The organism is Neobacillus sp. DZ-9, from assembly GCF_059587065.1.
The window spans coordinates 135985-158800 of the sequence record NZ_JCAIOL010000011.1; the positions used below are offsets into that span (position 1 = coordinate 135985).

Sequence of the window (22816 nt, forward strand, 5' to 3'; positions counted from 1 at the left end):
TGTTATTTTGAACCATAATAATAGTAATAGTCATTATTCTTTATTTCTTTATGATTTAGAACTACACCTAGTAGTTTACTTTGTGCATTTCCGAGCAATTCCTTAGATTTTTTAGCTTGATCAATTTCTGTTTTTTCGCTATAAACAACGAGAATCGAGCCATCGCATTGGTTTGCAAGTATTTGCGGATCCGCTACAGCTAATAACGGTGGTGTATCAAAAATGATATACTCAAATTGTGTTTTTACTTCTTCCATAAATTGTTCCATGGATTTTGAGCTTAATAGTTCAGCTGGATTTGGCGGAACTGGGCCACTTGTTAAAACATATAAATCTTTTACACTTGTATCGAGTAATGCATTTTCAAGTGTTGCTTGTTTCGTTAAGACGGTTGTAAATCCAATAAGGTTATTTAACCCAAATGTATGGTGAACCGTCGGCTTTCGTAAATCTGCATCAACTAGCAATACTCTTTTCCCTAATTGGGAAAATGTAACCGCTAAGTTAGCGGCTGTTGTTGATTTCCCTTCAGCAGGACCAGAAGATGTAACCATGATCGCTCTGATTTCTTCGTCAACAGATGAATATTGGATATTCGTACGAATCGTTCGATATTGCTCAGAAATTGGTGATTTTGGTGCAATGGCAGTTATTAATTTTCGACTAGCATCACTACTGGTTATTTTCTTCTTTTTAAGCGCCAATGGAATCACCTCTGTCCGTTTTCTTTTTCAATTCTTCAATCTTTTGGTCATCAATTGTAGCGATTACACCTAAGATTGGAAGTTCTAATATTTTTTCGATATCTTGTTCGTTTTTGATCGTGTTATTAAAGTACTCAAGTAAGAATGCAAGTCCAACACCAGCCATTAATCCAACAACAATAGCAATTGCTACATTTAATAATTTTCTTGGTTTAATTGGTGATGGATTATCAGAAACATCCGCTTTTGCCAAAATGCTAACATTATCAACTTTCATGATTTTCGGAATTTCATTTTTGAAAACTTCTGCAGTTTTATTTGCGATTTCAGCTGCATCTTCTGCCTTTGGGTCCTGAACAGAAAGGTTCACAACCTGTGAATCCTTTTCACTTCCTACCGTAATCTTTTCTTTTAATTGAGAAGCCGTCACCTTTAATTTAAGTTCATCAATGACGATATCTAAGATCGCTGGGCTTGTAATAATAACATTATAGGTATTAATTAATTGAAGGTTGGTTTGTACTTCACCTATGTTGTACGACGTTTGGTCGTTTTTCGTTTGGTTTACGAGAATTTGTGTTGAAGCTTGGTAGATCGGGGTTAAGAAAACATAACTTACAATTCCACTGATTAATCCGGCAATGACGGTTATCGAAACGATTAATAGCAATCGTTTTTTCAAAGTCTCGAGCAACTCTTTTAAACTTATAGTCTCTTCCATTTCGTCCTCCTGAATACGTAAATACAAAACATTGTACATTATATCACATTTTGTCACATTTTTATTATTGTTGTAAAAAAATTGTCATAAATTGATTGTACATGAAATATTAAACACTTTTTTGTAATAAATTTGAAGAGGATATTGTTAATTGGTAGATATTTCAATTCCCAACTAAACCTTATTTAATATGACACAAGTCCTATTAAACTACAAAACTCAGAATACCACTACTTACCATTTCCTGAATGTTTTCTGACAGGATTGTAAGAATTTTGTCGTATAATGGACATAGCTCTCAAAAGGGATGCCAGATTGTATAGGGAAACTTAATATTTTTAGCCTTATTGTAAAATAATTATTATAGAGGTGGAGAATTTGCGATTATTACTTTTGGATGATGATGTGGTGATTGGGTCTTTTTTGCAGGAGATGTTACAGGAAGCATCCTTTGAGGTGGATTACTATAATAATGCCAAAGACACGTATATTGCCGCACTGGAAAACGAATATGACCTTATGATTTTAGATATCACGTTAGATCCTTATGCCCAACATGGCTTAATGTGTTCTGGTTTTGACGTGGCCAGAATGGTAAATGAAAAAAAGACGGTACCCTATATATACCTTACAGCTAGAGCTGATCCGGCAGATGTGACACAAGGGCTGTATTCCGGTGCGGAAGATTATATTACAAAACCTTATAATATACCGGTATTGATTGCAAAAATTCAAACCGTTATTCGAAGATTACAAAATTCGTCTAAGCCTTATATCAGCATATTGTCTTACAAAGACCTGACCATATCCTTAATCAATCGGCGGGTAACAGCAGGTAAACAGCTGGTGCATCTCAGCCCTACACTGTTAGATATCCTTGTATGCTTAGTAAAAAACAAAAACCATGCCGTTTCACGCGAGGAAATTGCCAAGGAAGTATGGGGGTACGACGAAATATCCGATTCTGACAAAAACAAAATTGATGTAGCCATCAAGCGTTTACGCGAAACGCTTCCCTATGATTACATCCAAACGGTACGAGGGGTAGGATATCTTCTTGAAGACTAATGTATCGGAATCAAAACGTATATCTGCTCGTCTGTCTATTCGGATCGCCTTCTTTATTACGATTATTTTTGTTGTCTTATCTTTCATCCGTACACCCTTTCTGCTGCTTTCTGAACTAGATGAGGTATTGACCTCTCGCTATCACTGGCAAAATATGAAGGTTAAAACAGGGCCGGATCTTCTGGGCGTCCCAGATCGTGCGATGCCTCAAAAAATAAAAGATAGGCATTTCCAACTGTTGGCCGGAGATGTATATTGTATCGTTACCTACAACCGGGATACCCAAATGGTTTCCAAGTACAATTCTAAGGCCAAACTTCATTTACCGGTGAGTCAATCACCCATCTCTTGTGGGGATGTTCCCATGACTCGAACCCCGCCATTTTTCCATGCCGTTACGAACATGACGGTAGAAGGTTATCGGTTTTTATTGGGACATGGCTTTTTTCAAAAAAATAAAAACATTCATCTTGTAAAAGATCAAGGTCTTTATTTTTCCTATGTAAGCAAACCTGTGGATGTACCTGGATTTCGCGGAGAAATTCGTACCTATGTGAATATTGAGTATGCCTACTTACTGCGGATCAAAACCATTTTATTTCAATTGATTACGGCCTTTTTCATGATTTATATAGCCGCCTTTTTGGCCGCGTATTACGCTGCTAGAGATATTTTCAAACCTTTACATACAGCATTAAAAAAGTTAAAACACGTGAACAAAGATAATTTTCGTGAACGAATTCCTTATCATTCAAAAAATAATTCCTATCTAAATCAATTAACAGATGAAGTGAATTTCATTTTAGAACGAGCGGAACAAGCGGTTCTCTCTCAACAGCAAAGCGCTCGGGAGATTACTCATCAAATACGAACACCGCTGCAGTCGATCCTGCATTCCGTTGATTATTTTCGAATGTTCGGATTTAAAAATGAAAAAAAGGTAGCAGAACGACTCGATATGATTGCTTCCCAGGTTGAACGGATTTCTTCAATGACCGAGAAGATTATTACGTTGTCAAAATTACAAGAAATCGAAACAGAAGGTGGGCATTCCTATAGTTTGTCCCATCATCTGATTGATTACCTTGATCGGAAAATGATGGATGACGAGAAAATCACTTATGAGATGAGCATACAAGAGGGGATAATCACCTTTATTCCTTATGAGCACATCCTCCATATATTGGATTCTATAATCGAAAATGCGGTGAAGTATTCGTTTGAACCAAAATGGATATATACGGGATTGTCTTCAGATGGGGCGAGTATTCAAATCACCATCAGAAATAGAGGCGTGGAAATACCAGAGGAAGAACTATGTCTAATCTTTGAACACTCTTATCGGGGAAAAGCTGTCCAAAAAGATTATGCCGGAACCGGCTTAGGTTTAGCGGTGGTCAAGAGATTCGTGGAGCTGCATAAAGGCCGGACGGATGTTACCAGCAAAAATAATATCACTACCTTTGTCGTGACTTTGCCTAACAAATTAAAGTGACTCAAGAACAACTTGGGTCATTTTTTTTCATTGATCATTCACCTTTTTATGTTTCGATACACCTTATTTTCCATAATGTGCCCAAGGATTCCAATGAGCAGTCCGAACACAATCCCGTTCACAACAGGATAATCTAAGAATCGAACCACGTGATGGTCCATGATAAAGCCGCCGTCATGCCAGAAAAGCCCGAAATCCATTCCGATGACCAATCCAAGGAAGAAACCGGAGAAATAGGTTCTCATTAGTCCTTCTCCCCCTGCAAGTTTTTCATTATTGGCTCTAGCGGAATTATAGGCCTGCCAGATCGCGTAACCATAAATCGATGGATAAAAAAGCCCCCAGCGATAATCAATCGAATGATGAGCTGAATTTATATCACCCATAAAGGTAGTGATAAGGGAAAAGTTTAAGTTTGCGTTCAAATTCACGACAAACTCCAAGACGATCAAGGCAAAGCCGACAAGATAATCCTTATTGTATAATTGGCCGAATCCCGGAAGAACTACCGACCACAACATTGCAGCATTGGGAGATTTATATTGTCGAGTTTGCCTCATCGTCATCTTCACCTCTGATGGAATTATGTGACGTATATTTCTACAAATAATTCCCAAATTCCTCCTAGTTCACAATTTTCAGTCATTACGTCATGCTATTTTTTTACTACTTAGGCAGTAATTCCTATTTTACTTAATGGTTACCCCATAAAAAACAAAAAACTGCCGATTACCTCAGGCAGCATTCAAATCTATATATTTAGCTAATCATCATATTTTTGAGATCGACTTTTATATCTTCAATTAATTTTTCCGGTGTCATTTCATTCTCATTGAGGCCCTTTTCATATGCCTTCTTCACAATCTCCGAAAAATCGGCGAGATTCGAGTTATTTTTATCTTCGCGTTCCAAATTCGACTATCCTCCTTTAATTAGTACTAGTAACATATTTTACTAGATTAGAGTATCAATGTAAATATATTACCAGTTGATAATTGTGGAAAACATATGAATATTGTCGAAGATTTGGAGGAAGATAAGCCAGACCGCTGTAGGACTGGCTTTTTTATGCTAAATGAATTTTTTCATGCTACCTTTTAATTCAGCAATCTTTTCTTTGATAAATGGCTCCATTTCTTCAGGCAATTCATCTAATGGGAAAAATGCAGCCTCGATTGCTTGATTCTCATCTGGCGCGATTTCTCCTTCATAGTCCGTACATATATATCCTATTGCCACCATCTGATACTCATTACTGTCGTCCTCTGGTTTTTCCATTAATGCCGCGCCGGAAAATACCCCAAATAAGGATAATCGGTTCAGCTTTAATCCAATCTCTTTTTGTACATTTCTTTTTAAACAATCTTCAACCGATTCATCTAACTGTAAGATCCCGCCAGGTATTCCCCAACTGCCGGCTGAAAACCTGCTCAGCAATATTTCTCCTTGCTGATTCATGACCGCAACACTTGGCCGTACGATGATCAAAGGGGTGTTCCCAATCATGCTCCGCATCATTTCACAATAATCCATAATCAAGCCTCCTATCGTTATGTATCCAAGGAGCAACCTACTCCTTTTTGGTTGGTACTAGTCAGCCACCTTCTACACAAGTAGCCATTGAACTGCCAACAAAATCATTTAATTCCTTCAGGAGAGTGAGCAGTACATCTGGTTTAACAACTGCTTCTAAGGTCGTTTCCATTATGGGAACATGATATTGTTTCAAAATGGTTGCTGCCCCTTCCCAAACCTCCACAATCGCTTTTGGTGACATGTTTGACTGAATGACCATTTTTTAATCAAGCTCCTTAAGCCTTTTATCATTTTTCTTAATTAATATTATAGGCTGTTTTCTGTTGTTATAATAGACTACGATTCGAAATGATTTTGTTTGATGCCAACTTGTATTGCATCTGATTTTGCCATTAAAAAATGGCTCATTTCACTATCATGAGCCATTTCTTGTTTCAATATCTAATTAAGAAAAACTTCATTTATCCTTCATTGCTAATTTCGTTCTGTCTTCGGCTAATGGAGGTTGTTCCAGCCAACCGTTATCAATCATCATGTCCATCCAATCGGTTCCAATTTTCACATCGCCAGAAATGGCCATCATGTAATGTGGAGTCAAATCCCTTCTGGGTGACGATGCCCATCCCGTCCCGTAATACACCATTGCGGTTGAGAATAAAAATCCGACTTGAAACATCATTAGCTTTTCTGAAAACGGAGAAGTGATAGAATCCGTAACTTCCGCTTCTAAAGTGGGCGGTGAAGGCAGATTTTCTTTATTCAATATGTCATTAAACATTTGGATGTGACTGTCTTTTGTTTTCACGGCTTCCAATAAAAAGTCTCGAACCTTTTTAAACGGAGCGACTTGGCAAAAGGCAACTGTGAGTGCTTTCGCCATGATGCTCTTCTTCAAATTAAAATAAATATCGGTGATCTCAATACAGCTTAACGGTCTTTTTTCACCAAACCATCCCGCTAAAAAGTTGTCGTTTTTGACAAAGTCAGGTTTTTCAGGTGGGTAAACCACAGGAGGGCGATAGTATAAGCCTTTTTCTATCAAAACATTCTTTGTCCGATTACATAATTCAACTGCAGAAGCATTACAGCTCGTATAATATTCCCGAATATCATGTCGAGTACTTGTTGTGACCGCCCCACTGTATCCATGACAGCCATGGATGCTCATGATATTTAAAAAATGCAAACAAAATACATCAGAAAAAAGACGGGGTGTGTTTGGAGTCACGTCATGATTCGTAAATCCAACGGGAACTGGAAAACCTTCACTGACAAGGAATTCTTTTATTTTCTCCAAATGTTTGGTACCGAGAGAAATCGCATATTCAAAAGCATCTTTGATTTCCTTGTCCTCAAGGTGTTCCATCATGTGATTGTGAAAGCAAAGCCCTGCTGTTTCGTTTAAATATTGTGTCCAGAGGGCAGCAATCTCTGCGGAAGTCAATTTGGTTTCATGATTGGAATTCACACAAGACACCTCATTGTTTTTTCATAGATTGTCTTGCATTGCCTTAAAATATACCTTATCTTTATTTACCCGTAAGCTTGGTCACTGCTCCATTTCCTTTGCTATCCCTTTGAAAAACCAGACACAAAACCATCTGGAAAAATCATAAAACACATAAAAAAAGAGCACATTTTGTGCTCCATTTTAGCTATTAATGTTGACCGCCAACTTTAATTGGTTATAGAACTGGATACCGAGAAGAAAAAGGCAACATAACCCAGTACCATTAAAAGTTGAATAACAATTCCAACAATACTACAAATTAAACCTGCGGTTGCTAATCCTCTGCCATTTTCACTTGTTTTATTAATTTGTTTTACAGCTTTTCTTGAAAAGACTATTCCAATAATGCCTAATATGAAACCAATAAAAGGAATTAATAATGATAAAATACCGACCGTTAAAGAGATTACTGAACTAGTGTTTGTTTGATTTTTTTCAGACATTCTCCATCCCCCTTTTTGATAATTTTACCATTTTTTCATTCCCGTTAGGTACTAATAAAAATGACCTACCCAAAAATGCGAGTAGGTCGATATGGCGAAGGAGAATATGCTTATTCGGATTCTTCTTCGGTGGTTTCATCGGTTGGTGGTATGTCGCCGCTTTCGTTGTGCTCGGAGCCTGATGCAATGATGCTCTTCTTCACGATGCTGTCGCGCACTTTGATGCCTTGCTGTCCGCCCGCTTCATCGTTATCATTACCGGCAATCCCGCTTCTGCCGTTGCCATCGGCGAAATTGGAATCGGTATTGGCCGATGCGCTGTGATCAATCGCATTTTGCCCGCCTTGATTGGCGTTTGTGCCCACGTGCTTGTTAATTTGCCCGCCGCCCTCTGCTCGCTGTTCGATATGATTTTCTGTGTTACCTATATTAAAGGTGTAATTGATGTTTATATTGATTTTGCAGCAGTCACATTTGTGTTCGTGTGTGGTTTCTTCTTCTTCCTTTTTATCTTTTTTGCTGCTCGACATGGATAAATCCCCCTTTCTTGTAGTGATACTATCAATATATGGCTGCCGCTAGATTTCGAATGGACAAGTTTAATGCAAAGGAGATTTTTTATGGAGATCCACTACCATTTAACCGAAGAAGACTATTTGAACTTCAATATGTTTCATGTCAAAAATTCCAAAGCTGCGATGCGTTCCTTGAATATTCAACGGTTTTTGCTGCCGGTTATATTTATTATTGCGGCATATCTGGCGTCTCGGTATGGCAATATGCCGTTTGGTACCGCGTTTGTTATTTATTTGATTATGGCGGTTCTTTGGATTATTTTTTATCCAAAGTATTTCTATCGTCATGTTAAGAGGATGACTTCGAAAATGATGAAAGAAGGTAAGAATGCCGGCCTGTTAGGCGATCATGTGCTGAGGATGACCGATGAGGGAATTGTGGATTCTAGCGCAAATGGCGAAACAAGGGTGAACTGGGCTGGGATTGTTGAGATGAAAGAGGATCAAAATAATATCTATCTCTACAACAGCGGGATTAGTGCTTGTATTCTTCCGAAGAGAGAGTTGAATGATGAGACGGGAGTGCGGAATTATCTTGCTGGGAAGATTGGTTCGAGTTGATGGGCAGAGGGTTTTATTTTTAGAAAGGAGTTTAATATGACCAGTTGCCAGCAATATCAAATTGACAATTAATTTACAATTGCTTTATATATTTTTCATAAAAAAGGTGTACACTTATATTATAAAACCTAAAGAGGTGGTCAACATGATGATGATATTCGAAATGCTTATTCGTCTTACTATTACGACTACATTCCTCACCCTGGTTTGCCCTTAATGCCTCTTAATTAAGGCTTTTTTTTTTGCAAAAAAAGATCCGGCACAAGGCCGGATGCGCAACAAATATTTTTATAAGGGGGTCAAAGAGAGAGTTGATTAAGCTGTTCTCTTCATGTACTTATAATACCCCCTACATATGAACAAACTATGAACAAATCTTTAAGGTTATTTAAAAATTGTAGAAAAGTATTAAAGCAGAGGATTTCACAACTAGATTACACTACTTTTAGTGTGGCATAGTCACTAGAAGAAATATTGACTACTGTAAAATTAAGAATACCTAACTTGCTAAATGCTACTTCTTGTTAGGTTAACAAAAACAAGGAATCGCGTTAGTACACCCCTTTTAAAACGTGCGATCCTTCATTATAACAGCGTTGAATTAGGACTTCCTTTCGACTAAATTCCGTATATGCTATACTATTCAATCGTTTGATTAAAACGACTTAAAATGCTTTCCTATCTGAAATTTTGATGGAAAGCAGGATTGAAAATTGTCGAGGTTCGCAAATGTATTTCGCAGGAAATATCCAATCTTTCAACAAAGTTGGACTGATTTCGCTTCCGATAACATCATTCTACCCCTTTCACTCATATTCTTCACTAATCAATCGTTTGATTAAAAATCCCTTAAGCCCATCTAATCATAGAAAAACTATTAACAGCCTAAAAAGTATGTCGAATCTTTTTTTAAACCTGTATTTATCTTTACATTTCCACACATTCTATTAACAGAGGTGAATTTTATGCGCGAAGACCATAAACGATTAAGTAACCCTACTAGTTATAAGGAAAGAAATCCTTATTTAGATACTAGTAATAATCCATCCATACAGGCAAATTTCGCTGGTGGCAGACCTTATTTAGATACAAGTGAGGATCGTTCCACAAGGACTAATTCTGAAGGCGGGAGTCCTTATTTAAATACAATTGAGGACTAATCTACTCTGGTCTATTGAAGGCTTATATTATCTTGGATTATACCATAAAAAACCAACTCCCCTCAGAGGCTGAAGGGAGTTTCAATTTAACAGCGGATAACCTCTATTTACTCTCGTATAGCCTGTCGGAAGGACATTTTTCTCTCAGATAAGCTATACTTACTCTCGGAGAAAGCATCTTTACTCTCGGATAAGTTAAAATCGCTCTCGCATATGCCACTTTTACTCTCAATATTCCCTGACTGGAAGGCATTTCCCCCAAAGCCTGCTCATTCTTACTCAATTTCCAATTCTTGCATAAAAATATAAGGAACGAGAAATATTAACAACATGACAACTCACCAAAATGGACGCAGACAGAGAGCATACCTCGGCACGCTACATCTGAATCTTTTACATTTCACGAATCCATGGGTAACCGTTGCTTGGGCATGGTTTATGCCTGGATTTGGTCATCTTTTATTAGGCCAGTATATATTAGGCTGGATTTTGTTTGTCTGGGAAGTTGTCCTCAATGTCCAAACACAATTCAACGTTGCCATTATTTATACTTTTAACGGACGATTTGATGAGGCTGTACAGATACTAAAACATGAGCATAGTTATTGGCTTTTAACTTATGGAGCTGTATTCGTTTTTACCGTTTACAGCACCTATAAAATTGCGGTAGATAACAATTTATTTTATGAGCTTGCTCATAAAGAGAATGCACCCATTTCTACATTCAAAATCGACCAAATTCAATGGAATTCTCTATCAAAAAGAAGCCCGATTGTGGGAGCTTTATGGTCATTGTTCATCCCAGGTATCGGTGCAGTTTATACGCAGCGGGTTTTAACGGCCGTTTTTGAAGTTTTGTGGTGGAACGTCATCTTGATGAAGTCGCATATTCTTGCAAGTATCCAATACACCTTACTCGGAAAATTTGATAAAGCTGTTTCCGTCCTTGATCCAGAATGGGCGTTATTTATTCCCTCGATGATTAGTTTTACCGCTTACTTTACCTACGTGATTACCGTAGAGCGAAATAAACTTTTTGATAAAGAACAATCAAACTACCTGGCGCAAAACTACCAACATAACAAACGATTTCCATTATGGATAAAGGATGACCCCCTAAAAATGCGATTTATAGCTTCCTTCAACCACTCAGAGCATTTGGAAAAGGCAATCACTGCATTAGAATCGCTCGGCGTTATGCAGGAAGACATTTTTGCAGCTCCGCTTGATAAACGAAATGAAAAGTCGCAATGGTTTGATACCATCCATCGCTCGGATGGGAAAAGCCTGTTCGATGGCATCATGCTTCTTGGTGCGTTAGGCTGTTTTTTCGGAACCGTTTACGGTTTTGTCCTTCACTGGGGGCCAGTTGTTTGGGGAGTTGCCGGGTTTATAGGCGGATGCCTGTTAGGCTGCATAATCAAGGGAATTCCTATTTTACTTACAGCAAAAAAGAGAAAGAAAACACCCAAGACTGAGGTCGTGTTGATTGTGGATTGTGAAGATGACCTCGCTCGTAAAACCGAGGCAGTACTTTGGTCGAACCACGCCTTCGGACTTTCCCAAATCAGAAATTAATATATGTTTGAAAAACTCCTAAGGGTATCATATGAGGAGTTTTTTTACTGCTTTGATCACCTTGCACTTCAGTCTATGTAATCCTCGGATTTAGGCCGGAATTCCGCCGATTACTCTATTAATTCCGCAAAACTACTCTTTGAAAGCATCCGCTACTAAATTACTATGAAGCCGATTCCTTTTAATCTCACTTTTATTTTTTTAACACCCTAACTAATAGAAATCCTACACCAACAATTAAAGCTAAGATTATTAGCGGTACTAATGTATTTGCAATCATATACCCGCCCCCTAAGATTCATTCATCCTTGCTTATATTTTACTATAAAATTCCATTTTTAGGAGATATTTATTTTGGATAGAATAAGTTGGAAAACTGGAAATTGGGGTGTTAATATGGAACACAAAGTTCTGCCAAGGAGCGAATGGCTCGAAGTGCGGAAAGAACTGCTGCAAAAAGAAAAGGAATTTACGAAACTAAGGGATGAACTCACCCAGCAGAGACGAGATTTGCCGTGGGAAGCCGTCAGCAAGTCTTATACATTCGAGGGTCCAAACGGTAAAATGTCGCTGGCAGACTTATTTGCCGGAAGAAGTCAATTGATTGTGTACCATTTCATGTTCGATCCTGGCTGGGATCAGGGCTGCAAACATTGTTCGTTTTGGGCCGATCACTACAGTGGGATGATTCCGCATTTAAATCACCGTGATGTTGCCTTTGTCTGTCTTTCTCGTGCCCCTTTAGAAAAACTGGAAGCATTCAAAAAGCGAATGGGTTGGACCTTTCCATGGTTTTCATCGGGACAAACAGATTTTAATTATGATTTTCAAGCCTCTTTTACTGAGGAAGAAGTCGAGAAAAAACAAGCCTATTACAACTATACCCTTCAGAATCCGATGAGTACGGACAGGGAAGGCGTGAGTGTTTTTTACAAGGATGAGGACGAAAATATATTTCATACCTACTCGACGTACGCCCGCGGCATTGACATGATGAATATCACCTACCAGTTCCTCGATTTGGTGCCAAAAGGCCGACAGGACGACCGCGGACTGCGGCATCGTGATCAATATGTTCCGAAAATATAGGGCCTGATAACTGGTACCATTAAAAAAGTAACTTCTGGAACTTACAATTTTGAAGGCTATTTCATAAAATTCGATTATACCTTTTATTGGAGGATCGAACTTATGGAAAATACTTCTCAAATCATGTACAAAATTAACACGGAAATCAGCCCGGAAGATATGTCAGCTGTTTTTAAAGCTTCAGGAATTATTCGCCCGTCCGAAGACTTGCAACGACTGCAACGAATGATTGATCATGCCGATATTATGATTACAGCATGGATAAATGACAAGATTGTTGGAATAGCCAGGGCGCTAACGGATTACAGCTACTGCTGCTATTTATCTGATTTAGCGGTTGACAAAGAGTATCAAAAGGCGGGGATTGGTAAAGAACTAGTCCGATTAGTACAAGATCGAATCGGAGAAGAAGCAACTCTAATCTTGCTGGCCTCCCCTATTGCGATGGACTACTATCCTAAAATTGGTTTTGAAAAGATAGAAAATGGATTCAAAATTGCTAGAAAAAGTTAGGGTTTCGCTTTTGATGCACTTAAAAAGTCAAATTGAAGTATAAAATTGACGGGCTGTAAACCTTAAAATTAAGAAGAGGAATTGCCGCAGCAATTCCTCTCTTATTGTTTACCCTCGTTGAGTACTTCCTTTTAATACCCGACTATTTTTTAACACGATCACAAAAACCACTACAAGCAGCCCTCCCGAAATTGCAAAGACACTCCGCACGCCAAAGTAATCGGATAAAAGCCCCATGATCAATGAACCAACACCGAAGGTTCCTGTGGTAATGGTACCAAAGGACGTATAGACCGTGGCCAATTGCTCTTTTGGCATACTCGTTTGGATGATGGTTTGTTGCGGAATACTTTTCAACTGCCCAAAAACGCCAATCAAAGCTGATAACAACAAAGCGATAAAAGGAGCACTGGTTAAACTGAAGAGAATGGTGAAAAAACAGTTCAATACGGTGCCTACCATAATAAATCTATATTGATTTCGTTCTAAAAACCGAGGAAACTTAACACACAACAAACTCCCCAGAACTAATCCGATGAAAAAGGCACTGTTAATAAAACCCCACCACTGCTCCTGTGAATTCAATGCCTGCTTGACATAGACAATTAAGATGGCCGCAATCCAAACGGAGTTTGCCATCGCTTCAAAGAATTCCATTTTCGCCAACGTTTTTAATACAGGCGTAACACGAATGGATTCCCATCCTTGTGTTATTAAATCCCGCATTCGTTCTTGTCGTTCCGCTTTGTGGTCTACATTTTTTAATAAAGCTAAAATAAAACTCGATAAAACAAATAACACTGCAACCAACAAGATTAGCTGATTCGGACTAAACACAACCAATAATAGACTGCCAAAAAACCAGGTCCCGATTTGAATCGATTGTGTAATGGTTTCTGCTATTCCATTCGCCTTGATTAGATGTTCTTTTTCCACATAATAAGGAATTAGCGTCTGCCTAATGGGATTAGCACAGCCGTCCAGGAGCGCAATTCCTGCTATCATGATAAAAACAAAATAATAATTGGTTAAAGCTAATCCGCTCATCATAAAAGCACTTAAACCAAACAAAATGACCGTTTTCCCTATTTGTGAACCGACCAACAGCTTTTTCAGATTCACCCTTCCAATCAGAATGGGTGTCAGGATGCTCGAAATGAACATAGCGAAGGTAATGGTAAAGGGCACGATGGCTGAGGCTGCGGCAGATTTGGTTATTTCAAAAATAAAACTGATAACAGCCACGACATATAACACATCCCCAGCATTGGCCAGTGACTGGCCCAACATGAGGAAAAGAAAATCACGATTACGTTTCAAGATGATCCCCCATTTTTAAATTTTTTTAAAATGAGGGGGAATTTAGATTGGATTACTTAACATATAACGAAGCTCCTTTGCAAAGAGGCAATTAGATAAAAACTAAGGGGGACAACTAGTTTTATCATCATTTCCTCCATTTCATCTTCTTAAATTATACTTCGTTTTTTTAGGATGGATACATCATTTTTTCCGTAATTAGAACAGGAACCTAGCACCGGTATAGGTATTCACCCATGTTTACCAAAATGAATATCTTATGCTTAAAACGATATGAATTAAGGAGGAATCGGGATGGGATACTTTGTTACGGTAGAACCGGGTGTGAATTTATATGTTGAGGATATTAACCCAAGCGGCAGCAAGACCATCGTCTTTATCCATGGCTGGCCGCTCTCCCATAAACAGTTTGAATATCAGTTTGATGTTCTTCCCGCAATGGGTTTCCGCTGTATTGGGGTTGATTGGAGAGGCTTCGGGAATTCGGATAAACCTATCAGTGGATACACTTTTGACAGACTAGCAGATGATATTCGCACGGTTGTTGGTACATTACAATTGCAAAATTTCACCCTCGTTGGCCACTCTACCGGGGGAGCGATCGCGATTCGATACATGACCCGCCACAACAGTTACGGGGTGTCCAGGCTCGTCCTTGTTGACGCTGCTGCTCCTACAGGCTTTACAAAGGAAACGGCCGATAAATTTCTTAAGGAAACCTTAAACGATCGCCCGAAGATGATGCAGGAAGTGACAGATAGCTTTTTCTTTCAATATATAACACCGCGATTCTCAGACTGGTTTTTTCAAATGGGGTCACAGGCGGCTGGCTGGTCCACCGCGGCAGTCGTTGTATTATTAAGAGATGAGACACTTTTTGAAGATCTTCCAAAAATAAATGCACCCACTTTAATTATTCACGGTATCCATGACAAAGTGATTCCGTTTGCACAAGCACAGGAAATGAATCAGAAGATACGAAATTCACAGCTTGTCCCGTTTCAATATAGTGGCCATGGCCCTTTCTGGGAAGAACGTGATCGGTTTAATCAGGTTCTGGCACAATTTGTTTGATAGTGAGTCAGCTGCCGTTGGTGCAGCTTTTTTATTTTGCTTGTAGAACAAACCCACCAAGTGGATGGTTAATTTTTAGGTGAATTGGATGGTTATTAAATGATCCAGCTGCGTTATTATATACTTGTTAAAGAAGAACATTATAGTACTAATGCGAGGTGCAGCATGAATATAATGATTGGTTTGGTCATTTTGATCTTAATTTTTTCGGTGGTTTCAACTCTAGTACTTACGAGGAAACCCGACGAAAACTACAGCGGTTCGACAAAAAGGAATACAACAAATTTAACGTTAATATATGTCGTAATTATTTTCATCGCTTTAATTTCATTAGGAATATACATTTGGTTGACTTAATTTAATTTAGAACTACCGGAGATGATGTACATGACTTGGACCGTGCTTTCGATCATTCTTATTAGTATGGTTAAAATTGCAATGACTTGCCTTCCAACCGGCCCTGTGAACTGGCTTATCAAAAAGTTTGAAATCCATTCGAAACTTAGTGATGAGAATGTAACCATAACTATTGACGGAAAGCGGCTAGAAGGGGCAGACAAAGTTCAAATTATTAATGATTTTAACGAGGCTACTTTTATCAAGCAGCAATATATATATCCTGGGACCGAAGAATTTTATTTATATCCAGAGAATCATCGGACACCTATTGTCATTGAAACTAAAAATGGTAAAAAAGATATGACGATATTTTTGTATCACAATAAGGATCAAGTTGATGTTGTTAAACAATATAAGAAGAAAGTAATCGCATATAGTTTGTTCTCCGATCGCCTCCAAAACGTTCTATGTTAGTAACAGGTGATTTATCTTAAAAAGACGGACAGGTACCCCTGCTTGTCTTTTTTTTGTAAAAAAGACAACAGTTTATATGAACTGTTACCTTCCAATGAAGTTAACAAGCTGGAATTCAGAGCTTCCAGCTTGGAAAATCTTCGTCTTTTTGTTTTTCATAATCCGTCATTCTTGAGTATGAGTTTCCTAACCTGCTTACAATGAATCCTTGAGGGCTCGCGGTTTCTTCCTTCCCGTTTAGCTCCTCTAATTTAATCTTTGCAAACATGTTTGCAACTGCAGCTAAACTTTCAATCGTGTCCATTAATGCAGGGTTATCACTGTTGTAACGTTTAGCAATGGAGTAAACATAATCAAGTCTACTTTTAATAAGCTTAAGCGTTTCTGTATCGAATTGTTCCTTTTTCATAAGACTCCACTCCTTATCCATATGCTTATGTGTAAAAAAGTGATTTTGGAACAAAGAAAATATAAATAACAAACAGGTTCTTTTTTCCTTTAAATGATTATATTCGCAACCGGAAAGCATTCTCTACAAAGGTATCTGGGCAACATCCTCCACCATTTCTTTGGGATATCCTACCACTTTTGGTGTCCATAGCCGGTCGTCCCCTTGCGAACACTTTGGAATAGTGCTATTATAAAGAGGAATTATTTTTGTTCGGTGGAAAGAAAGTATTATAGTACCGACTTTCGTCTTGAAGATCACTGAGGGCAAGGATAGTATTACAATGTGTGTACTAACACACTAGGAGGCAACAAAAATGGAAAAAGGCAAAGTAAAATGGTTTAACGGCGAAAAAGGATTCGGATTCATCGAGCGTGAAGGTGGAGACGACGTATTCGTCCATTTCTCAGCTATCCAAGGCGAAGGCTTCAAAACATTAGATGAAGGTCAAGAAGTGACTTTCGACGTTGAACAAGGTCAACGTGGTGCACAAGCAGCTAACGTTCGTAAAGCATAATCTAAATATAGAATTAGCCTCTAAATTTTAGAGGCTTTTTTATATTTATTAAAAAACAAAAAAAACCCCACTCACAAATGAGCAGGGAACATTGAAAAACAGTAAATCAAATGGTAAATCAAGTGTACCATACAATTAGAAAATGTCCTAATTTGGGCAAGTTGTGAAATTCGAGGAGAATACACATTAGGTTGAAACAACCGTTAGAGCATCCGCAAACCTCTTTATTCCTTCATTTATCAATTCTTCCTTTTCCCTAGCAAAAGTAAACCGGACAAATCCCTTCTCCGTCCCCATGGTTGACCCAGGAACATAAATGACTCCTCTTTTAATCGATTCCTCTAACAACTGGGTTTCATTAAACTCTTTTTTGATCCTGCACCACAAATGAATGCCGCCCTCAGGGATATGAAATTCGACTTGATTTTTTAAAAAGGAGTGAAGGCTGACAACCATTTGGTCTCTTCGACTTTCTAACTGCTTCACTAAATTCCCGATGTGGGATTCAAACTCCTTTGATTCTAAAAAATCATTGGCAATCCATTGCGAGTAACTGGCATGTCCAAAGTCGACCTGGTGTTTGGCATCTGCTAACCTTTCGATCACAGCCTTTGGTCCGATAATCCAGCCGATCCTCAAACCCGATGCCACTATTTTTGTCAGGGAGCTTATATATAAAACATTCCCGTGCTGGTCCAATGATTTGAGTGTTTCAATTTTTTCTCCTCTGAAAGAGGTTAGGCTGTACGGATCGTCTTCCACAACCGGAATCCCATATTCAGAGGATAATTCAAGAATCTTTTTTCTCCGTTCAACCGGCATTAGGCTTCCTGTAGGATTTTGAAAAATAGGATTCAAAAAAATCATTCTAATTCTATGCTTTTTATATAAAGTGGTGATGTCATCTGGGTTTATTCCGTCCTTGTCCCCATTTAAATAATAGGTTTTAATTCCCGCAGATTTAAATACAGGCAGATTGTAATGATAGGATGGATTTTCAATCGCCACAGCGTCGCCTGGCTTCAACAAACATTGAACGACCAGATGCAAGGCCTGCTGTGCTCCCGATGTAATTAAGATCGTAGATGGATTGGTTTCGATTCCGCGAAACTGTTTCACATGATTCGTAAGGGTCTGCCGGAGAATCGCATTCCCTTGCGGATGGTCGTATCCCAAAGTTCCGATAAAGGATCTGTTGGCCGTAATCTCTCTTAATGAGTTGAGCGGAAATAGGTCCTGCGACAGTTCCCCACTGGCTAAATTAATGAGTTTATGTTCTGCCATTTCTTTATGTATTCTTTGCGTGACAGGCACATTCGGCAGAAACGACCCGGCCTCAATATATCTGTTCCAGCTGGGAATCCGTTTTTTGGCCAATCCCCAAATATCTTTGCTGACCGTTGTTCCGCTACCTCGATTCCGATCGATAAGTCCATTGGATTCCAACTCGTCATAGGCCGAAACGACGGTGCTTCTGTTTACCCCGAGCTCTTTCGCCAAACCTCTTTCAGAAGGCAATGGTTTATCATGCGGAAAAGTCCCGTCGGCGATCCCGTTTTCAATATACATAGCAAGTTGTTTATAAATGGGTATTTTCGATACTCGATCCGGTTTCCAATCCATTGGTTACATCCTTTTTAGTTAGGTCTTGTAATATATATTGTATACTTTTTTAATTTGAAATTCATTGGGGAAGAAGATACACCCTCTGACGTCGATTTCACTCTTCAAGGGCTATATGAATCGTTCTTATCGACCCTCATGACACTTTTTCTGGCATGACGGGCTTTATGAAACACTCTTATCGACCAGCAAAGCACTTTTTCTGGCATGACGGGCTTTGTGAACCGCTCTTATCGACCGTCAAAGCACTTTTTCTGGCATGACGGGCTTTATGAACCGCTCTTATCGACCGTCATGGCACTTTTTCGGGTCTGAAGGGCTCTATAAAACGCCCTTATCGACTGTAAAGACACTTTTTCTGGCATGACGGACTTTATAAAGTCTGATAAACCTTTAATGAACAAGTAGATTTATATGTTGACTTCCCTTAGTAAAAGAAAAACCGCCTTATCTAAGATAGGCGGTTTATTGCGACAAACTTAATATTTAGGATTTTGACCAAATCGATTGTCGCCCTGGCTGTCTGAGCACAAGAATACAAGCATAATAATCCAGCCGACTAACGGAATGAGCCCAATCAACTGCATCCATCCACTTCTTCCGGTATCATGAAGCCGGCGGGCTGTAACAGCTAGGGTTGGTAACAATAAAGCCAAACCAAAGAGTCCCGTTAAAACATTATTAAGGCCTAGGGCATTTTGTATCAGCGCAAGTATAACGTCAAAGATGAAATAGAAAAGAATAAACATCCAATATTCTTTACGGTGTGCTCTTCCCTCAAAGCCTGCATAATTCTTTACTACTTTCAAAAACCATTCCATTCCAATTAACCCCCTTGGAAGTATTTCACAGAAATATTAATAATTACAATATTAAGTATATCAGGTTATAAGAATAATATGTTAGAGGATTTTGTTATTTTATGAGAGTTAATGTCTAAACTTGGCGAAGGCAAGTTACCTGGCCAGGCTCGCCGCCTGGCTTTTTAAGAAGTGACCGATAAATTTTTATCAAGCCTTAGATTTGGTTAGAATTCCGCGATCTTGGACCAGAATTCCGCAAACTTGGACCGGAATTCCGCGAAATGTTGATTTTATTCCGCCAATCTGAACCAGAATTCCGCGGATTACTCTATTATTTCCGCAAGGTGTATACCCCACTTTAGTGCACCCAACTAAAAAAAGAACAAATCCAAATGAATTTGTTCTCTTTAAGGATGTTAATTATTGATTAAAACGTCCGCGCTGACGAAGTAATTCGCGGTTCAGGTTAGGGTCTACCTCAAAGGCTGCACGCCCATGAAACCAGAATATATTGTTAACAATAACTAAATCCCCGACTGGAAGTCCAAGTTCTGTAACACTCTCATCGGTTTCCAATGAATGTGAAAGGTCACGAAGGTATTTAGCTTCTTCAATGGTTTCAGGACAAACAAATTGGTCGATGAAACATGCACCTGGCTTATTGTTGTAATTGAAGAAGGTTAAGCGCTGGATTTCTTGATCTACATTTTTACTAGATGGTGCTTTGTAAGTAAACTTATGGTTAGCTAATGGATGATTTACAAACTTATCAAGGTCTTTCCAATCATCAAGGTGTAATAATCGGGATTCACCACCCCGCGCATTTTCCTCCACTATTTTCATCATTAACAACCAATCGGTTGGCTCATCTACGAATGTCCCATCTGTATGAAGCGTGAATAAGCGATATGCTTGACGAAGATAGGAGTCACTGTTATCGGTATGTTTGACAGAAAAGCGTGCGTAATATTTACCTGACATCGAATCAAAATTTGATGAACCTAACAAATAAGAAATAGCAGTGGAGAAAATAACGTATTCATCTGTATCATTCGTAACACCATCCAATCCAATAGTAAACCCTCCTGATTCACGGTCATGAACGATGTTTCGAAGCAACTCGCCGAATTCTTCACCAACCTGATCTAATAGCAAGGAAGAGACAATAAGACGAGCATATGGTGTATATTCTAAATGCTGGACAGAATAATTTTCTGCTTTGACGGCATTTAAAAACCCTTGAATTGCCTCTTTCGAAAGTTGAATGTGGTATAGACGGTCCGTTTGTGGATGAACTTTCACTTCATACATTTTTGTTTTTGTTTCAAATTTTCCTCTTTGTTTTACTAAGATTGCCATTTTTCATTCCTCCAGTTTTGTGTAAGATAGGTAAACATATGGAAGCCAGGGAATATAAAAAGCCAGCTGCACAAAGTTCCCTAAAATAGCAGGGACTCTCAATGTACAACTGGCTTATATTCACTTCACAGCTCTATGGTTAATAGAGTCACAATGAATTAGCAGTTAATTATTATTTATATTTCCTGTTTCCAAGTATTTATAATCTATCCACGGTTCTGAAAGGGTGTTGTATCAGAAGGCGGAAGTATTAGAAATATTTACTATTTATAGTATAATTTGTATATACTAGATTGTCAATTAGTTATTTTATAAGATTTATAATACCTTCTGTTTTTCCTCTGTTTTTATTTGATGGAAATGAAGGCCCAGATCCTTTAATGCCGCAACAATAGCATTTGTCGCCTTGCCTCGATAGTAGGCTTCAATTTCTTCGATTGCATCTTCTACTCCATCTTTTAAACTAATGCCCCTTAAAATACGGCCAATAAAGTCGCGCCCCTGTTCGGTTGCTAGAGTACACGACGCCTCTAATATCACACCATATTTAATATCTACTTCAGCCGTAATTGTTAACGTATCGAAGACACTTTTTGCTGCCATTCCTTGCGGCAGACGAGCGTGGCCTGCAAGAAAAATTGTTTTTCCATTTAGCATAGTGGGTCTTCCTCTCGAAAGAATTATTTAAACGAATGTAGCTACCTTTAAGTTTGCTTGTTCTGGTATTCTATTCACAACTTCTTTTCCAATTTCGATGGAGGCCGTTGCAGCAGGAGATGGCGCATTGCATACATGGATCGTTCGTTTTCCTTGAATGATATGGAAATCATCCACCATATTTCCATCGCTCCTTAACGCTTGAGCACGGACTCCAGCAGGTGCGGGGATTAAATCATCTTCTTGGATTTCAGGAATCAGTTCCTGAAGGCTCTTTGTAAATTGTTTCTTGCTGAAGGAGCGAATATATTCATCCAGCCCCTCCTTCGCAAACTTCCCAGCCATTTTCCATAATCCAGGGAAGCTTAATGACTCTATTAAATCCTTTGCATTAAAATCTGTCTTTCTGTATCCTTCCCGTTTAAAGCTAAGCACAGCATTTGGCCCCGCATCGACTTCACCGCTGATCATTCGGGTAAAATGGACCCCCAGAAATGGGAACTTTGGATTTGGAACCGGATAAATTAAATTTTTTACTAAGTAGCGCTTTTCAGGTTTTAATTTGTAATACTCGCCTCTAAAAGGCAAAATCTTCATATCTGTTTTATATCCTGCTGCTAAAGCTACACGATCACTGTGAAGCCCAGCACAGTTAATGACCATTCCAGCTTTTAATGTTCCGCGATTCGTTTCAATGATTACTTGATTCGATTCCTCATGCATTTTCTCCACTTTTGTATTTAGACGAATCTCTCCGCCACTCTCTCGGATCATTTCGGCGAACTTTTCACTAACTTGTCTGTAATTTACGATGCCGGCCATCGGAACACGGATTGCGCCTAATCCATTAACATGTGGTTCAATTTCCTTTAATTCATCTGGACCGATTCTATGAACTGCTAATTCATTTTCCAGCCCTCGTTTATATAAATTTTCAAGAAGCGGTAATTCCTCTTGTTTCGTTGCAACGATTACTTTTCCACAAATATCATGGTCTATTCCATGTGTTTGGCAGAAGACGATCATCGATTTACTTCCTTGGCGGGCAAAACGAGCTTTGAAACTACCAGGCTTATAATAAATACCTGAATGAATCACTCCGCTATTATGGCCTGTTTGATGTTCCGCAACAACGGATTCCTTCTCAATGACGACTACCTTTGCATTAGGAAAACGCTCATAAATGGCCATCCCAGTTGATAAGCCAACAATTCCTCCGCCAACTATTGCAAAATCATACATTTTCAAT

The 22816-nt window shown here is 38.7% G+C and carries 25 protein-coding genes and 1 pseudogene; 10 read left to right on the forward strand and 16 right to left on the reverse strand.

Going from position 1 to position 22816, the window contains the following annotated elements; all coding sequences use genetic code 11:
• Positions 1–2: 2 nt before the first annotated feature.
• Positions 3–704, reverse strand: coding sequence for a CpsD/CapB family tyrosine-protein kinase (locus AC59HZ_RS25420; RefSeq protein ID WP_496548545.1), 702 nt, complete (start codon positions 702–704; stop codon positions 3–5).
• Positions 694–1425, reverse strand: a complete 732-nt coding sequence (locus AC59HZ_RS25425) for a YveK family protein (protein ID WP_496548546.1) — start codon at positions 1423–1425, stop codon at positions 694–696. The genes AC59HZ_RS25420 and AC59HZ_RS25425 overlap by 11 nt, the downstream gene beginning before the upstream one ends.
• Before the next feature lie 369 nt (positions 1426–1794).
• Between AC59HZ_RS25425 and AC59HZ_RS25430 the strand changes: the two genes are divergently transcribed.
• Entirely contained in the window at positions 1795–2493 is a 699-nt protein-coding gene (locus AC59HZ_RS25430) for a response regulator transcription factor (protein ID WP_496548547.1), read from the forward strand.
• Complete coding sequence (locus AC59HZ_RS25435) at positions 2483–3988, forward strand: sensor histidine kinase (RefSeq protein WP_496548548.1); 1506 nt, start codon at positions 2483–2485, stop codon at positions 3986–3988. The genes AC59HZ_RS25430 and AC59HZ_RS25435 overlap by 11 nt, the downstream gene beginning before the upstream one ends.
• Positions 3989–4026: 38 nt before the next feature.
• Here the strand turns inward: AC59HZ_RS25435 and AC59HZ_RS25440 are convergent, their stop codons facing one another.
• From AC59HZ_RS25440 to AC59HZ_RS25470, 7 genes are all read right to left on the reverse strand, one after another.
• Complete coding sequence (locus tag AC59HZ_RS25440) at positions 4027–4548, reverse strand: hypothetical protein (RefSeq protein WP_496548549.1); 522 nt, start codon at positions 4546–4548, stop codon at positions 4027–4029.
• Positions 4549–4747: 199 nt separating this feature from the next.
• A complete protein-coding gene (locus AC59HZ_RS25445; RefSeq protein WP_496548550.1) occupies positions 4748–4900 on the reverse strand; it encodes a YwzD family small protein in 153 nt (50 codons plus the stop codon).
• 159 nt (positions 4901–5059) lie between these two features.
• The gene (locus tag AC59HZ_RS25450) at positions 5060–5521 is read right to left on the reverse strand and encodes an NUDIX domain-containing protein (protein ID WP_496548551.1); all 462 of its coding nucleotides are present in this window, start codon (positions 5519–5521) and stop codon (positions 5060–5062) included.
• A 61-nt stretch (positions 5522–5582) separates the two neighbouring features.
• Positions 5583–5783, reverse strand: coding sequence for a hypothetical protein (locus tag AC59HZ_RS25455; RefSeq protein ID WP_496548552.1), 201 nt, complete (start codon positions 5781–5783; stop codon positions 5583–5585).
• Between the two features lie 198 nt (positions 5784–5981).
• Positions 5982–6992, reverse strand: a complete 1011-nt coding sequence (locus tag AC59HZ_RS25460; RefSeq protein ID WP_496548553.1) for a DUF3231 family protein — start codon at positions 6990–6992, stop codon at positions 5982–5984.
• Between the two features lie 209 nt (positions 6993–7201).
• On the reverse strand, positions 7202–7477 hold the full coding sequence (locus tag AC59HZ_RS25465; protein WP_496548554.1) for a DUF4190 domain-containing protein: 276 nt from the start codon (positions 7475–7477) through the stop codon (positions 7202–7204).
• 110 nt (positions 7478–7587) lie between these two features.
• Positions 7588–8007 (reverse strand): hypothetical protein, encoded by a 420-nt coding sequence (locus AC59HZ_RS25470; protein WP_496548555.1) that lies wholly within the window; start codon positions 8005–8007, stop codon positions 7588–7590.
• 90 nt (positions 8008–8097) lie between these two features.
• Here AC59HZ_RS25470 and AC59HZ_RS25475 point away from each other — a divergent pair, with 90 nt between their 5' ends.
• From AC59HZ_RS25475 to AC59HZ_RS25495, 5 genes are all read left to right on the forward strand, one after another.
• A complete protein-coding gene (locus tag AC59HZ_RS25475) occupies positions 8098–8613 on the forward strand; it encodes a YcxB family protein (RefSeq protein WP_496548556.1) in 516 nt (171 codons plus the stop codon).
• Between the two features lie 965 nt (positions 8614–9578).
• Positions 9579–9773: a hypothetical protein gene (locus AC59HZ_RS25480; RefSeq protein WP_496548557.1), complete on the forward strand. Its 195-nt coding sequence runs from the start codon at positions 9579–9581 to the stop codon at positions 9771–9773.
• Between the two features lie 330 nt (positions 9774–10103).
• Positions 10104–11351: a hypothetical protein gene (locus tag AC59HZ_RS25485; RefSeq protein WP_496548558.1), complete on the forward strand. Its 1248-nt coding sequence runs from the start codon at positions 10104–10106 to the stop codon at positions 11349–11351.
• 354 nt (positions 11352–11705) lie between these two features.
• Positions 11706–12440, forward strand: coding sequence for a DUF899 domain-containing protein (locus AC59HZ_RS25490; RefSeq protein ID WP_496548559.1), 735 nt, complete (start codon positions 11706–11708; stop codon positions 12438–12440).
• Between the two features lie 102 nt (positions 12441–12542).
• Positions 12543–12953 carry a GNAT family N-acetyltransferase gene (locus AC59HZ_RS25495; RefSeq protein WP_496548560.1) on the forward strand — a complete coding sequence of 137 codons (411 nt, stop codon included), beginning with the start codon at positions 12543–12545 and terminating at the stop codon, positions 12951–12953.
• Between the two features lie 108 nt (positions 12954–13061).
• On the opposite strand, the gene AC59HZ_RS25500 is transcribed toward AC59HZ_RS25495, so the two are convergent.
• Positions 13062–14273, reverse strand: coding sequence for an MFS transporter (locus AC59HZ_RS25500; protein ID WP_496548561.1), 1212 nt, complete (start codon positions 14271–14273; stop codon positions 13062–13064).
• 294 nt (positions 14274–14567) lie between these two features.
• Here AC59HZ_RS25500 and AC59HZ_RS25505 point away from each other — a divergent pair, with 294 nt between their 5' ends.
• Positions 14568–15347, forward strand: coding sequence for an alpha/beta fold hydrolase (locus AC59HZ_RS25505; RefSeq protein WP_496548562.1), 780 nt, complete (start codon positions 14568–14570; stop codon positions 15345–15347).
• Positions 15348–15734: 387 nt separating this feature from the next.
• A pseudogene (locus AC59HZ_RS25510) lies at positions 15735–16180 on the forward strand (YfmQ family protein).
• 95 nt (positions 16181–16275) lie between these two features.
• Here the strand turns inward: AC59HZ_RS25510 and AC59HZ_RS25515 are convergent.
• On the reverse strand, positions 16276–16569 hold the full coding sequence (locus tag AC59HZ_RS25515) for a hypothetical protein (protein WP_496548563.1): 294 nt from the start codon (positions 16567–16569) through the stop codon (positions 16276–16278).
• Positions 16570–16924: 355 nt separating this feature from the next.
• On the opposite strand from AC59HZ_RS25515, the gene AC59HZ_RS25520 reads away from it, so the two are divergent.
• Entirely contained in the window at positions 16925–17125 is a 201-nt protein-coding gene (locus AC59HZ_RS25520; RefSeq protein WP_496548564.1) for a cold-shock protein, read from the forward strand.
• 186 nt (positions 17126–17311) lie between these two features.
• Here AC59HZ_RS25520 and pdxR read toward each other — a convergent pair whose 3' ends face one another.
• The 5 genes from pdxR to lhgO form a co-directional block, all read right to left on the reverse strand.
• The gene (gene pdxR, locus AC59HZ_RS25525) at positions 17312–18748 is read right to left on the reverse strand and encodes a MocR-like pyridoxine biosynthesis transcription factor PdxR (RefSeq protein ID WP_496548565.1); all 1437 of its coding nucleotides are present in this window, start codon (positions 18746–18748) and stop codon (positions 17312–17314) included.
• Between the two features lie 479 nt (positions 18749–19227).
• The gene (locus tag AC59HZ_RS25530) at positions 19228–19569 is read right to left on the reverse strand and encodes a DUF805 domain-containing protein (RefSeq protein ID WP_496548566.1); all 342 of its coding nucleotides are present in this window, start codon (positions 19567–19569) and stop codon (positions 19228–19230) included.
• A 402-nt stretch (positions 19570–19971) separates the two neighbouring features.
• The gene (gene glaH, locus AC59HZ_RS25535) at positions 19972–20910 is read right to left on the reverse strand and encodes a glutarate dioxygenase GlaH (protein ID WP_496548567.1); all 939 of its coding nucleotides are present in this window, start codon (positions 20908–20910) and stop codon (positions 19972–19974) included.
• 318 nt (positions 20911–21228) lie between these two features.
• Positions 21229–21567 carry a DUF3870 domain-containing protein gene (locus AC59HZ_RS25540; protein WP_496548568.1) on the reverse strand — a complete coding sequence of 113 codons (339 nt, stop codon included), beginning with the start codon at positions 21565–21567 and terminating at the stop codon, positions 21229–21231.
• Between the two features lie 27 nt (positions 21568–21594).
• Positions 21595–22809 carry an L-2-hydroxyglutarate oxidase gene (gene lhgO / locus AC59HZ_RS25545; RefSeq protein ID WP_496548569.1) on the reverse strand — a complete coding sequence of 405 codons (1215 nt, stop codon included), beginning with the start codon at positions 22807–22809 and terminating at the stop codon, positions 21595–21597.
• Between the last annotated feature and the right edge of the window lie 7 nt (positions 22810–22816).